This is a genomic window from Burkholderia sp. F1 (assembly GCF_050813845.1).
GTDB lineage: Bacteria > Pseudomonadota > Gammaproteobacteria > Burkholderiales > Burkholderiaceae > Burkholderia > Burkholderia ubonensis.
Genome location: NZ_CP172422.1, coordinates 114,981 through 127,593, shown reverse-complemented (window position 1 = coordinate 127,593; position 12,613 = coordinate 114,981). Strand labels below are relative to the sequence as shown.

At 68.3% G+C, this 12,613-nt stretch carries 12 protein-coding genes; 4 read left to right on the top strand and 8 right to left on the bottom strand.

The genetic code is table 11. The annotated features are described in order from the left end of the window. Positions 1-8 precede the first annotated feature (8 nt). From ACFIMZ_RS19580 to ACFIMZ_RS19570, 3 genes are all read right to left on the bottom strand, one after another. The gene (locus tag ACFIMZ_RS19580) at positions 9-947 is read right to left on the bottom strand and encodes an ABC transporter permease subunit (protein ID WP_431824006.1); all 939 of its coding nucleotides are present in this window, start codon (positions 945-947) and stop codon (positions 9-11) included. A gap of 11 nt (positions 948-958) precedes the next feature. Beyond that, the gene (locus ACFIMZ_RS19575) at positions 959-2,572 is read right to left on the bottom strand and encodes a peptide ABC transporter substrate-binding protein (protein ID WP_431824005.1); all 1,614 of its coding nucleotides are present in this window, start codon (positions 2,570-2,572) and stop codon (positions 959-961) included. 178 nt (positions 2,573-2,750) lie between these two features. Further along, entirely contained in the window at positions 2,751-3,332 is a 582-nt protein-coding gene (locus ACFIMZ_RS19570; RefSeq protein WP_029226270.1) for a cupin domain-containing protein, read from the bottom strand. A 501-nt stretch (positions 3,333-3,833) separates the two neighbouring features. Between ACFIMZ_RS19570 and ACFIMZ_RS19565 the strand changes: the two genes are divergently transcribed. Both ACFIMZ_RS19565 and ACFIMZ_RS19560 read left to right on the top strand, forming a co-directional pair. Continuing rightward, positions 3,834-5,357 (top strand): peptide MFS transporter, encoded by a 1,524-nt coding sequence (locus tag ACFIMZ_RS19565; RefSeq protein ID WP_431824004.1) that lies wholly within the window; start codon positions 3,834-3,836, stop codon positions 5,355-5,357. Between the two features lie 113 nt (positions 5,358-5,470). Beyond that, positions 5,471-5,677 (top strand): hypothetical protein, encoded by a 207-nt coding sequence (locus ACFIMZ_RS19560; protein ID WP_431824003.1) that lies wholly within the window; start codon positions 5,471-5,473, stop codon positions 5,675-5,677. Positions 5,678-5,700: 23 nt separating this feature from the next. On the opposite strand, the gene ACFIMZ_RS19555 is transcribed toward ACFIMZ_RS19560, so the two are convergent. The 3 genes from ACFIMZ_RS19555 to ACFIMZ_RS19545 all read right to left on the bottom strand — a co-directional run bounded on the left by ACFIMZ_RS19555 (position 5,701) and on the right by ACFIMZ_RS19545 (position 8,349). Further along, a complete protein-coding gene (locus ACFIMZ_RS19555) occupies positions 5,701-6,804 on the bottom strand; it encodes an OpgC domain-containing protein (RefSeq protein ID WP_431824002.1) in 1,104 nt (367 codons plus the stop codon). A 344-nt stretch (positions 6,805-7,148) separates the two neighbouring features. After that, positions 7,149-8,045, bottom strand: a complete 897-nt coding sequence (rarD, locus tag ACFIMZ_RS19550) for an EamA family transporter RarD (protein WP_431824001.1) — start codon at positions 8,043-8,045, stop codon at positions 7,149-7,151. 7 nt (positions 8,046-8,052) lie between these two features. Continuing rightward, a complete protein-coding gene (locus ACFIMZ_RS19545; protein ID WP_431824000.1) occupies positions 8,053-8,349 on the bottom strand; it encodes an acylphosphatase in 297 nt (98 codons plus the stop codon). Positions 8,350-8,502: 153 nt separating this feature from the next. Between ACFIMZ_RS19545 and hpnA the strand changes: the two genes are divergently transcribed. Together hpnA and ACFIMZ_RS19535 are read left to right on the top strand one after the other, a co-directional pair. Next, positions 8,503-9,510 (top strand): hopanoid-associated sugar epimerase, encoded by a 1,008-nt coding sequence (hpnA, locus tag ACFIMZ_RS19540; RefSeq protein ID WP_010090176.1) that lies wholly within the window; start codon positions 8,503-8,505, stop codon positions 9,508-9,510. A 108-nt stretch (positions 9,511-9,618) separates the two neighbouring features. Next, entirely contained in the window at positions 9,619-10,980 is a 1,362-nt protein-coding gene (locus ACFIMZ_RS19535; RefSeq protein WP_431823999.1) for a phage tail protein, read from the top strand. A gap of 89 nt (positions 10,981-11,069) precedes the next feature. On the opposite strand, the gene ACFIMZ_RS19530 is transcribed toward ACFIMZ_RS19535, so the two are convergent. Both ACFIMZ_RS19530 and ACFIMZ_RS19525 read right to left on the bottom strand, forming a co-directional pair. After that, complete coding sequence (locus tag ACFIMZ_RS19530; RefSeq protein ID WP_431823998.1) at positions 11,070-12,257, bottom strand: glycosyltransferase; 1,188 nt, start codon at positions 12,255-12,257, stop codon at positions 11,070-11,072. Next, a complete protein-coding gene (locus ACFIMZ_RS19525; RefSeq protein WP_431823997.1) occupies positions 12,254-12,397 on the bottom strand; it encodes a hypothetical protein in 144 nt (47 codons plus the stop codon). Before ACFIMZ_RS19525 ends, ACFIMZ_RS19530 begins: the two co-directional genes overlap by 4 nt. Positions 12,398-12,613 lie beyond the last annotated feature (216 nt).

Below are 12,613 nucleotides of genomic sequence, written 5' to 3'. Positions count from 1 at the left end.
TGCCTCGCTCAATAACGGATGCGCGGATCGAGCCACGCGTACGCGAGGTCGACCAGCAGGTTGAACAGCACCGCGCAGACGGTCGTCAGCACGACGAGGCCGAGCACCAGCGTGTAGTCCCGGTTGATCGCGCCGTTCACGACGAGCTGCCCGAGCCCCGGCAGCGCGAACACCGACTCGGTGACGACGGCCGCCGTGATCGACGTGATGCAGACCGTGCCGAACAGCGACACGACCGGCATCAGCGCGGGCTTGAGCGCATGGCGCAGCACGATCGTCGAGCCGGGCAGCCCTTTCGCGCGCGCGGTGCGGATGTAGTTGCTCGACAGCGTCTCGATCATCGAGCCGCGCATCACGCGCGCGAGCAGCGACACGTTGATGAACGTCAGCAGCACGATCGGCAGCAGCCGGTACTGCCAGCCGCCGTCGCCCCAGCCGCCCGCGGGCAGCCAGCCGTTGCCGGCCGACGTCTTCAGCAGGATCGCGAAGATCCACACGAGCACCGGGCCGAGCACGAACGGCGGCACGACGTTGCCGAAGTTGCCGATCAGCATCACGAAGCGGTCGATGACGCTGTCGCGGCGCACCGCGGCGACGGTGCCGAGCAGCACGCCGCACACGATCGAGATCGGGATCGAGATGCCGCCCACGCCGAGACTCACCGGCAGCGCCTTCTTCACGAGATCGTTGACCGACCAGTCGACGTAGCGGAACGACGGGCCGAGATCGCCGTGCAGCAGCGCGTCCAGGTACAGCAGGTACTGCTTCCACATCGGCTCGTCGAGGTGGTACTTGGCGTTCAGGTTCGCGAGCGTCGCGGCGGACAGCTGCTTCTCCGTATCGAACGGGCCGCCGGGCGTGAAATGCAGCAGCAGGTAGCAGACGGTGATGACCGCGAGGATCGTCGGCACCGCCCACAACGTGCGTCTCAAAGCGTAGGCCAGCATGATCGCTCCGCTCAGTGCTTGATCAGGTACATGTCCTGCGAAGCACGCATGTCGATCACGTTCTTCAGCGAGTAGCCGCCGACGTACGGCTTCACGAGACGGTCGGCCGAGTACTGGAACAGCGGCACCATCGGCGTGTCGTTCATCGCCGCGTCGTGCGCCTGCGTGAGCAGCGCGGCGCGCGCCTTGTCGTCGAGCTTCTGGTTGCCTTCGTCGACGAGCGTGTCGGCCTGCTTGTTGCAGTAGCCGACGGTGTTCTGCGAGCTGCCGCAGCGGATCAGGTCGAAGAACGTCATCGCGTCGTTGTAGTCGGCGAACCAGCCGTCGCGCGCGATCTGCACCTTGCCGTCATGCCGCTCCTTCATCAGCACCTTGAACTCGACGTTCTCGAGCTTCGTGTTGACGCCGAGCTTCGTGCGCCATTCCGACGCGGTGAACAGCGCGACCTTCTTGTGCAGGTCGTTGGTGTTGTACGTCAGCGTGAACGACAGCGGCTTCGCGTCCGAGTAGCCGGCCTGCTTCAGCAGGTTCTTCGCGGCTTCGACGCGCTTGGCCATCGGCCACGACGCCCATTCCGGCGTGAACGACTGCACGCCCTTCGTGCCGTTCGGCATCAGCCCGTACATCGGCTTTTCGCCTGCCTGCGTGAGCTTCGACGTCAGCACGTCGCGATCGATCACCATCGACAGCGCCTGGCGCACGCGCTTGTCCTTCAGCGCCGCGTCGCTGTTGTTCAGGTAGTAGTAGTACGTCGCGAGCTGCAGGCCCGGGCGCAGTTCGCCGCCGAACTGCTTGCTGACCTGCTGGAAGATGCCCGACGGAATCGAATAGCTGTAGTCGATCTGGCCGGCCTGGTACATGCGCATCGCGGTCTCGTCGCTTTCGATCGGCAGGTACGTGACCTTGTTGATCACGACCTTGGGCGCATTCCAGTACTTCGCGGCCTTCGTGATCACGATGCGGTTGTTCGGCTGCCAGTCGACGAGCTGGTACGCGCCGTTGCTGACGATGTTGCCCGGGCGCGTCCATGCGTCGCCGAGCTTCGTCACCGTGTCCTTGTTCACCGGCGCGAGCGGCACCATCGCGGTCAGTTCCGGGAAGAACGCGACCGGCGCGTCAGTCGTGACCTCGAGCGTGTACGGGTCGACCGCGCGCACGCCGAGCGTCGACGGCGCTGCCTTGCCGGCGATGATGTCCTTCGAGTTCTTCACGAACTCGACGAGGATCGTGTACTTCGAGCCCGTCTTCGGATCGACGAGACGCTGCCACGCATAGACGAAATCGGCCGCGGTCACCGGCTGGCCGTTGCTCCACTTCGCATCGCGGCGCAGCTTGAAGACCCACGTTTCCGGCGTCTTGCGCTCCCACGACAACGCGACGCCCGGCACGACCTGGCCGCCCGCATCGATGCGGGCGAGCCCTTCGAACAGGTCGAGGCCGATCGTGTTGCCGGTCCACGACTCGATGTGCGCGGGGTCGAGGGATTCGACTTCGGCGGGCACCTGACGCGTCAGGTCCTGTTGCGCGGCGAGCGCGACGTTCGACGGAACGGTAACGGCGGATGCGGACTGCGTCGTCAGGGCGAGCGCGGCCAGCACGGCCGACATGGCATGCAAGGATTTCATCGTGTCAGTACTTGGTGGGTTTTCGGTGCGTGTGACGCGGCGGGACGCCGCGCGTTACACGTAGGACGCTGCCGTGTTCAGCGATTGAGGAGGCCCGTGAATCTCGTATGGCATCTTAGTATTCCTTACGTTCCTTTCGACAGGTAGTCCGTCGCTGGAACGAAGGAATACCTGTGCGTTAGAACAGCCTCGGCGTTCCGACCCAGACCACCACCGACTCGATCTTCGCGGTGTTGGCCCAGCTGTGCGGGACCGTCGACTGATAGTGCGCGCTGTCGCCGGCCTGCAGCACGAACGTCCTGCCTTCCAGCGTCAACGACACTTCCCCTTCGATCACATACAGGAATTCCTCTCCTGCATGCGTCGTTACTTCCGACCGCGTCTGTCCCGGCGGCAGCCGCACGAGAATCGCCTCGAGCTGACGCCCTTCCGTCACGTTCGTGAGCCGCGCGAACAGGTTGGCCGAATCGGCAAACCCGAAGAAGCGCAGCTGCTCGCCGCGGCACACCGAACGCTCCTCGCTCGGCGTTTCGACGAAGTACTGCACCGTCACGCCGAGTGCCTGCGCAATGCCGGCCAGCGACGTCAGCGACGGCGACGCGAGCCCGCGTTCGACCTGCGACAGAAACGGTTTCGAAATACCCGCGGCAGTTGCCGTTTCATCGAGCGTGCGTTTCAGTCGCTGGCGCAACGCGCGAATCTTGCTGCCCAGCGCGGCGCCAGCTTCGGCTGGTCGCGTGTTTTCAGTGGGGGGAACCATAACAGGCCGAAAAGGGGTCGTCAAAAAATGTTTGATGGAAAATAACTAAGTTAGAACGATATAGCTTAGTCTTCGGGTTTACGTGCGTCTCAAGCGCTGCGCGCGGTGCGCTAAACACCGTTCGGCTCACGCCGCAAAACGCGCTATCTTGCCAGACTCGACGCCTTCACAGGCAAGCTGCAAGCGGCTCTCCGGGATATTGCCGAGGCACTTGACGCAAGCTTACAAAGACATGACGAGACGAATTTTCCTTAAAACTCCTGACACGTCAGGGATTTCCCGGTGTGGTGCGGACCTGACGCAGCACACCTGTCAACGTTACCAGTCGCGCGCCGGCCGAGGCCTCGCGCCGCCTGTCACGGGAAGCGACTGACCCCGACGTGGGCCGGCCCGCCCGATTTTGCCGCCGCCTTCGCGCTGCCTACCCGGCCGATACGCGCAGGCACCAGATCGACCCTTGGCAGCGCGCGATCCGCGCCGCCCGCTTGAACCGAGATTGACATGCATTCACCTTCACCTGTTTCCCAAACCCGATCGTTTACGACGGTCTTCCTCATCGAGATGTGGGAGCGCTTCGGCTACTACGGCATGGCGGCGCTTCTCGTCCTCTTCATGGTCGACAAGCTCGGCTTCACCGACAGCCATGCGAACCTGACCTGGGGCGCGTTCACCGCGCTCGTCTACGCGTCGCCGTCGATCGGCGGCTGGATCGGCGACAAGGTGCTCGGCGCGCGCCGCGCGATGATCATCGGCGCCGCGGTGCTGTGTACCGGCTACCTGATGCTCGCGGTGCCGAACGACCAGCTCGCCTACATGTACATGTCGCTCGGCGTGATCGTGGTCGGCAACGGCCTGTTCAAGTCGAACGCCGCGAACCTCGTGCGCCGGATCTACGAAGGCGACGATGCACGCATCGACAGCGCATTCACGATCTACTACATGGCCGTCAACATCGGCTCGACCGCGTCGATACTCGTGACGCCGTGGATCAAGGACCACTGGGGCTGGCACACCGCGTTCGCGGTCTGCTGCGGCGGCATGCTGCTCGCGATCCTCAACTTCGTGCTGATGCATCGCACGCTCGCGCACATCGGCTCGCAGCCCGACGACGAGCCGATCCGCTGGAAGCGCCTCGGCACGGTCGCGGCCGGCGGCGTCGCGCTCGCGCTCGTCACGCTGTACGTGCTGCAGCACAAGCAGCTCGCGGTCGCGAGCGTGTGGGCCGCGGCGTTCGCGATCCTCGCGATCTTCGTGTACATGATCGCGAAGTCGGAGCGCTCGGAGCGCGCCGGCCTGATCGCGGCGCTCGTGCTGATCGGCCAGGTGATCCTGTTCTTCATCTTCTACGTGCAGATGTCGACGTCGCTCACGCTGTTCGCACTGCGCAACGTCGATCCGCGCTTCATCCTGTTCGGCACGACGCTGTTCACGTGGAGCGCCGCGCAGTTCCAGGCGCTCAACCCGATCTGGATCATGGTGCTGAGCCCGGTGCTCGTGTTCATCTACAACCAGTTCTCGAAGCACGGCCGCGATTTCCCGGTCGCCGCGAAATACGCGCTCGGCTTCGCCGTGGTCGCGCTGGGCTACCTCGTGTTCACGATCAGCGGCCGCTACGCGGTCGACGGCCGCGTGTCGTCGTGGTTCATGGTGTGGGGCTACGGCCTCTACTCGCTCGGCGAACTGCTGGTGAGCGGCCTCGGCCTCGCGATGATCGCCCGCTACGTGCCGGCGCGCATGAGCGGCTTCATGATGGGCGCGTACTTCGTCGCGACCGGCGTGTCGCAGTATCTGGGCAGCGTGGTCGCGAACTTCGCGCAGATGCCGTCGCACGACCTGCCGGCGACCGAATCGCTGCCGCTCTACCTGTCGCTGTTCGAGAAGCTCGGCTGGCTCGCCGCGATCGGCATGCTGCTCGCGCTGCTGCTGCTGCCGATGATGAACCGCCTGTCGCGCCAGCATCAGCGCTGCGTCGAAGAGCGCCGCGAAGAGGCAACGTCGGCAACGGCAGCCGTCGCGGCTCAGTGAAATCCCTTGGCGCGCTGCGTGCGCGCCACATTCTCCTGCCGATTCCCCGCGCCCGTCCTACACTGGTTGCAGGGAGCGCTTCCGACGAGACGCGCGACAGGCAGGAGAACATCATGAAAAGCAAGACGACGCGGCTCTTGAGGATGCTGTCGGATATCCGGCGCGCGCAACGCTGCACCGCGCTGCGCGCCGCGAAGGCGGCCGCCGAAGCCGACGCGGTGCTCGCCGAACGGAACGACGACGACGCCGGCGATCGCGGCGAAGCGGACACCGACGACGCACCGCCCGTGCCCCGCTCCCGTATCGGCTCACCTCACTAGCGCCCGCGCATCGCGCACGCCGTTCACGCGGCCGCCCCGCGCCGCCGCGCCAGCCACGTCCCCGAACTTGCGAGCGCCATCATCAGGCCCAGCGCACACGCATCCGAGGCCAGTCCGACGCCGATCGCATGCGGCGCCGGATGCAGCAGCGAATCGAGCGTCAGCGAGATCGCGGCCCCCGCGACGAAGCACATCAGCCCGCGCTGGCCGACCGCGACGACCGGGCGCACCGCCTGCGCGATCCGCGCGACCCAGCCGTAGCGCACGCAATCCGCCATCAGCCACGCGATCGCCGCGAAGTTCACCACGCGCGCGAACGCCAGGTCACGCTTCATCATCCCCTCCGGCAGCGGCAGGCCCGAGAACAGCTTGACGCTCGCGCAGGCCAGCACGACTGCGCACGCGACACCGGTCGCCGCGGCGGCCCACCGCCCGAGCGCGACGCGCCGGTAGACGGGCTGGCAGCGCGCAAGCACGCCGGCCGCGAACACCAGTTGCCATGCGAACGGGTTGAAGCTCCAGTGGAACGTGTCGCTATCCAGCAGCTCGGGGCCGAGCCAGCCCGCGGCAAGCCACGACGACACGCTCGCGGCGGCGAGCAGCCACGGACGCCGGCGCGCCCACGGCACGAGCGCCGGCGCCGCCAGCGCGAACAGCACGTACATCGGCAGCACCGCCGCGAGATACGGCTGGCGCTGGAACGTGAGCAGCTCGGCGAGCCCCGTCAACGGCGTCGCGAGCATCACGCTGACGTCATCGAGCGCGAGGTTCGGCGCGTCAATGCCGTAATGGTCGAGCACCGCGGACACGACGAGCATCAGCGTCGACGTCGCGAGGAACGCGCGATAGAGCTGCATCGCGCGGCCCACGAACCGCCGCTGCGCGGCGCGCGCGCCGTGCCGTTCCGCGATCGCGACATACGCGCTCGCAGTCGCGAAGCCGCCGAGAAACACGAACACCTCGGCGGCGTCGCACAGCGCGAATGCGTGCAACGTCACGCGCGACAGCACGCTCGCGTTGATGTGGTCGACGACGATCATCAGCAGCACGACGCCCCGGAAGAAATCGACTTCGATCAGGCGGCCGCCGTGCGGCGCATGGGTGGAGGACGGCGCGCTCACGGACATGTTCGCGCTCGCGGATCGGCGGCGCGGCGCGCGCGGTCAGCGGCGATACGCGTATGCTCGTGTCGCGCCAACCCGGCTGGCCGGGCAGGGAGAGGACCGTTCATCGGAAGGCGGCATACGAAGGAATGACGGTCAGGTCAGTCTAGTGGCCGCTCAGGGGAGACCCTAAGTAACAAAGTGCAACCGAATCTTCTGTTCGATTACAGGTGCGCAATCTGCGACGCGCCGCGCGGGAGAAGCGGGCGGCGCGGTCAGTGCAACGTCAGCGGGTGGTCAGTCGGCGGTCAGCCTGCAGACAGCGTGCGATCGCCTCGCGCGTCGACGCTGCGGCAGTCACGCCACGTTCAGCGAGCGGGCAAGCGCCGCATCAGCATCGCGCTGTGCCACGCGGTCAGCGCGACCGCGACCCAGATCGGCCCGTAGGTCGCGAGCTTCGCGACCGTGAGCGTCTCGCCGAGCAATAGCAGCGACACCACGACGAGCAGCACCGGCTCGACGTAGCCGAGGATGCCGAACAGCGCCATCGGCAGCATCCGGCTCGCCTTCAGGTAGCTCGCCAGCGCGAGCGTGCTGAGCGCGCCGAGCCCGGGCAGCAGCAGCGCCCACAGCGCGGGATGGCCGGCGAGCGGCGTCGCGCTCGTCACGGCCAACACGGCGGCGACCGGGCACAGCAGCGCCACCTCGACGGCGAACGCGGCCAGCGAATCGGCATTGATCCGCCGGCGCAGCACGAAATACGGCGGATAGCCGAGCGCGACGACGAGCGTCGGCCACGCGAACGCGCGCGTCACCCACACCTCGTGCGCAACGCCGAGCGCCGCGCACGCGATCGCCGCCCATTGCAGCGGATCGAGCCGCTCGTGATAGTAGAAGCGGCCGACGAGCACCATCGTCAGCGGCAGCAGGAAGTAGCCGAGCGACACTTCGAGCATCCGCCCGTGCAGCGGCGCCCACAGGAACAGCCACAGCTGCACGCCGAGCAGCGCGGCGCTCGCGGGCAGCGCGATCAGCAGGCGCCAGTCGCGCGCGGCCCGACCGACCAGCGCGACCAGGGCCGGCCAGCGGCCGCGCAGCGCGATCAGCGCGAGCGCGCCCGGCGCGGTCCACAAAACCCGCCACGCGAAGATGTCGAGCCCCGTGAGCGGCGCGAGCAGCTTTGCATATGCCGACAACAGCGCGAACAGCATCGACGCCGTCACCGACAGCACGAGCCCGCGCCCGGCCTCCGGATACCCCGTCATCGCCCGCTCACTGCTGCTGGAACCGTTCGAAGCGCTTGTCGGTCTGCCGCTCCTCGAACGTCACCTCGGTCACGCGCGCCGCCGGCGGCCCGTGCCGCAGCCACGCGAGCATCCGGTCGATCTGCGCGCCGGGGCCCTGGAGCATCGCCTCGACGCTGCCGTCTTCGAGGTTCGCGACCCAGCCGCGCAGCTTCAGCGCGTGCGCCTCGCGCACCGTCGCATGACGGAAGCCTACGCCCTGCACGATGCCGCGCACCCGCACGTAGTAGGTTTCAATCCGTTCGTCATGGTCGTCGCGGCTCATCCTCATCACCTTGCTGTTGCATCCAAGCCCGGCATTGTAGTCGCGCCGGCCGCACCATGTCAGTGCCCGTCTCCCCCCGCGCCGAACACGTACAATCTCGCACGATGCACAACCGCCGCGCCGCCCGCGCGCGGCCATGAGGACTCGACTTGCATGACTGATACATCCCGCGATCTCGTTCTGGTCACCGGCGCGTCCGGTTTCGTCGGCTCGGCCGTTGCGCGCATCGCGCAGCAGAAGGGCTACGCGGTGCGCGTGCTCGTGCGCCCGACCAGCCCGCGCACGAACGTCGCGGATCTCGACGCCGAGATCGTCACCGGCGACATGCGCGACGAAGCGTCGATGCGCACCGCGCTGCGCGGTGTGCGCTACCTGCTGCACGTCGCCGCCGACTACCGCCTGTGGGCGCCCGACCCGCTCGAGATCGAGCGCGCGAACCTCGAAGGCGCGGTCGCGACGATGCGCGCGGCGCGCGCCGAGGGCGTCGAGCGGATCGTCTACACGAGCAGCGTCGCGACGCTGAAGGTGACGAGCGCGGGCGACCCGGCCGACGAGAACCGGCCGCTCACGCCCGAGCAGGCGATCGGCGTGTACAAGCGCAGCAAGGTGCTCGCCGAGCGCGCGGTCGAGCGGATGATCGCCGACGAAGGGCTGCCCGCGGTAATCGTCAATCCGTCGACGCCGATCGGCCCGCGCGACGTGAAGCCGACGCCGACCGGCCGCATCATCGTCGAGGCCGCGCTCGGCAAGATTCCCGCGTTCGTCGACACGGGGCTGAACCTCGTGCACGTCGACGACGTCGCGAACGGCCACTTCCTCGCGCTGGAGCACGGCCGCATCGGCGAGCGCTACATCCTCGGCGGCGAGAACCTGCCGCTGCAGCAGATGCTCGCCGACATCGCGCAGATGACCGGCCGCAAGGCGCCGACGCTCGCACTGCCGCGCTGGCCGCTGTACCCGCTCGCGGTGGGCGCGGAGGCGGTCGCGAAGTTCACGAAGAAGGAGCCGTTCGTCACCGTCGACGGGCTGCGGATGTCGAAGAACAAGATGTATTTCACGTCCGCGAAGGCCGAGCGTGAGCTCGGCTATCGCGCCCGGCCGTACCGCGACGGGCTGCGCGACGCGCTCGACTGGTTCCGCTCGGCGGGCTACCTGAAATAACACAAAGCGGCGCGCATCGCGCCGCTTTGCGCACTTTGTTACACGTCGCACGCGGACCGGCATCGGCGCAGCAGGTAAAATCGCGGGTCTTACGTAGAGAAAGCACGCATGAACCTGAACGATCAGATCGATGCGCTCAATGCCGGCGTCGATCAGCTCCTCCACGATCAACACGCCGCCCAGCAGGCGGCACGCAGCGCAGAAGCGTTCGCGCGCGCGGCCGCGGCGGAAGCCGACGCGGCCGCCCAACGTCATGCCGCGGCCGAGGCCGACGCGCAAGCTGCCGCGCAGCGCCATGCCCAAGCGGCCGCCGAGGCCGAAGCCGCACTGCAGCGCCACACCGCAGCGAGCGCCGAAGCGCAAGCGGCCGCGCAGCGCCACGCCGACGCCGCCGCGCAGGCCGATGCCGCCGTGCAACGCCACGCGGAAGCGACCGCGCTGACCGAAGCGCTCGCGCAACGCCACGCGGACGCCGAAGCCGCATCGCAGCGCCATGCGGCCGCGATCGCCGAGGCCGAGGCCGCCGCGCAGCGTCACGACGCCGCCGCGACCGAAGCGGAAGCCGCTGCGCAGCGCCATGCCGCCGCCGCCGCGGAAGCCGAGGCCGCCGCGCAACGTCACGCGGTTGCGATCGCCGACGCGCAGGCCGCCGCGCAACGCCAGGCCGATGCCGCCGCGCAGGCCGAAGCCGTCGCGCAGCGCCATGCCGAAGCCATCGCCGAGGCCGAAGCCGCCGCGCAGCGCCATGCCGAGGCGACCGCGCAGGCCGAAGCCGTTACGCAGCGCCACACCGAAGCGATCGCGCAGGCCGAAGCCGCCGCGCAGCGCCATGCCGAGGCGACCGCGCAAGCCGAAGCCATCACGCAGCGCCACACGTTGGCGCTCGCGGAAGCCGAAGCCGCCGCGCAGCGTCATGAAAAGGCCATCGCCGACGCCGAAGCGCTCGTCGAAGCCGTCGTCAACGGGGCCGCGTCGTCTGAAACTGTGGAAGCCGTGGAAGCCGTGGAAATCGCGGACGCGCCGGAAGCAGCAGCCGCACCGGCCACCGACGCGCCCGCGCCTGCGGCAACCGAAGCCGAAACCGCCGCGGCACCGGAATCCGCGTCAGCGCTGGCGACTTCCGAAGCGCCCGCCGCCGCGGCGGACAAAGCGACGCTGCATGTCGCCCGCCCGTCGCAGAACGAGATCACGCTGACCGTCAACGGCGAATCGATCACGCTGCAGCCGGAGCAACTGAGCCAGTTGATCGAGGAACTCGCGCACGCGCGCGCGTCGATGCAGCCGGAACCGCCGTCGGGCATCCCGGCCGGCTGGCGGTTCGTGTCGACGAAGAATCCGATGATGGCGGTGCAGAAGCAAGCGAACGGCGACCGCCTGCTGGTCGCGCGCCACACCGGCTTCGGCTGGGTGCCGTTCACGTTCTCGCCGGACGTGGTGATTCAGATGTACATGATGCTCACCCAGCGGTAAGCATGGGGCGGCCATCCGTGGGGTGGCCATCCGTGGTGGGATAGCCATCGAAGGGCGGCCTTGCGCCGCCCTTTTTCACACCTGGGCGCTCAGCGCTCCACCGGCGCCTGCACCCGCGCCTTCCACTGCCCGCCCTTGCCGCGCCAGTAGCGCCACGCGGACGCGAACGTCGCGCCGACGTAGAACGCCGCGACGAGCGGCAGCACGGGCGCCCACCACGGCGAGCGCCGGTAGTAGCGCAGCATCGGCGCATAGGCGGTGCACATCGACGCCCACGCGAGCCAGGCCGGCCAGGCGCGCGCGCCGTAGGCCAGCGCCGCGACGGGCGGCACGAGATAGATGATCGTCATGCCGAGCAGCGTACCGGCCAGCAGCCACGGCGAATAGTGGAGCTGCGTGAACGCGGTGCGCGCGATCATGTTCCAGATGTCGCGCCAGCTGTCGTACGGGCGCAGCGACACGCTGCGATCGGCGAGATCGAGCCGGATCGGATGGCGGCCGCCGCCGCGATGCTTGATCTGCGCGGCGAGGCTGCAGTCGTCGATCAGCGCGTTGCGGATCGACTCGATGCCGCCCGCCTCCTCGAGCGCGGTGCGCTTCACCAGCATGCATCCGCCCGCGGCGCCGGCCGTCTTGTTGCGCGGATCGTTGATCCACGAGAACGGGTAGAGCTTCGCGAAGAAGAACACGAACGCCGGGATCAGCGCCTTTTCCCAGAACGAATCGCAGCGCAGCCGCACCATCAGCGACACCAGGTCGCGACGCTCGGCCTGTGCGCGCGTGACGAGCTGGGCGACGGCGTCCGGCGGATGGCCGATGTCGGCGTCGGTCAGCAGCAGGTAGTCGGCCGGCAGGCCGAGCGCGCTGACCGCCGCGATCCCCTGCGACTGCGCCCACACCTTGCCCGACCAGCCGGCCGGCAGCGGCTTCGCGGCGAGCACGGTCAGGCGGTCGGCGCGGTTGATCGCGAGCGCCGCCGCGCGGGCCGCGTCGGCGGTGCCGTCGTCGCTGTGGTCATCGACGATGATCAGGTGAAACGCGCCGGGATAGTCCTGCTCGAGCAGCGAGGTCGCCGCGCGGGCGATCACGTCGGCTTCGTTGCGCGCCGGCACGACCGCGACGACGGCCGGCCAGCCGGCCGCTGCCGCCGCGCCGCGCGCGTCGGGCGGCAGCGGCCGCGCCGGCTGCGCGCGCCAGAAGCCGCCGCGCGCGACCAGCAGGACGATCCAGATCAGCAGCGACAGGCAGGACAGCAGGAACACGATCGCCAGCATCATCGGCGCGCCTCCCGGCGGGCGCCGCCCGCGACGGAGCCGGACGCTGCAATCAGGGTCGGATTGAAAACGCCGAAGGCGGCGCGTGCGGCCTGCCGCGCGCGCGGCGCCGCAGGGCAATATTCGTAGGAATCGACGGTCATCGAGGGGAAGCCTTGAAATGTGCTCGACGTCAGGCAACCGAAAGGAAGCCTGCGAAACCGCCTAGTTTACTGGGTTCCGCGCCGGCGGGCGCCGACACGCCCGTCCCATGCTTGCAACGCGATTGCAACACGTTCGAAACGGCACCAGAGCAAGGACCTGCCGATAGAGTTAAAATGCGCGATTAATTCGGGGTGCCGGGCCCTGGCCTGCCGGGT

Coding starts and splice junctions, on each gene's coding strand:
- ACFIMZ_RS19580 (WP_431824006.1), bottom strand. CDS start 947: ATGCTGGCCTACGCTTTGAGACGCACGTTGTGGGCGGTGCCGACGATC.
- ACFIMZ_RS19575 (WP_431824005.1), bottom strand. CDS start 2,572: ATGAAATCCTTGCATGCCATGTCGGCCGTGCTGGCCGCGCTCGCCCTG.
- ACFIMZ_RS19570 (WP_029226270.1), bottom strand. CDS start 3,332: ATGGTTCCCCCCACTGAAAACACGCGACCAGCCGAAGCTGGCGCCGCG.
- ACFIMZ_RS19565 (WP_431824004.1), top strand. CDS start 3,834: ATGCATTCACCTTCACCTGTTTCCCAAACCCGATCGTTTACGACGGTC.
- ACFIMZ_RS19560 (WP_431824003.1), top strand. CDS start 5,471: ATGAAAAGCAAGACGACGCGGCTCTTGAGGATGCTGTCGGATATCCGG.
- ACFIMZ_RS19555 (WP_431824002.1), bottom strand. CDS start 6,804: ATGTCCGTGAGCGCGCCGTCCTCCACCCATGCGCCGCACGGCGGCCGC.
- rarD (WP_431824001.1), bottom strand. CDS start 8,045: ATGACGGGGTATCCGGAGGCCGGGCGCGGGCTCGTGCTGTCGGTGACG.
- ACFIMZ_RS19545 (WP_431824000.1), bottom strand. CDS start 8,349: ATGAGCCGCGACGACCATGACGAACGGATTGAAACCTACTACGTGCGG.
- hpnA (WP_010090176.1), top strand. CDS start 8,503: ATGACTGATACATCCCGCGATCTCGTTCTGGTCACCGGCGCGTCCGGT.
- ACFIMZ_RS19535 (WP_431823999.1), top strand. CDS start 9,619: ATGAACCTGAACGATCAGATCGATGCGCTCAATGCCGGCGTCGATCAG.
- ACFIMZ_RS19530 (WP_431823998.1), bottom strand. CDS start 12,257: ATGATGCTGGCGATCGTGTTCCTGCTGTCCTGCCTGTCGCTGCTGATC.
- ACFIMZ_RS19525 (WP_431823997.1), bottom strand. CDS start 12,397: ATGACCGTCGATTCCTACGAATATTGCCCTGCGGCGCCGCGCGCGCGG.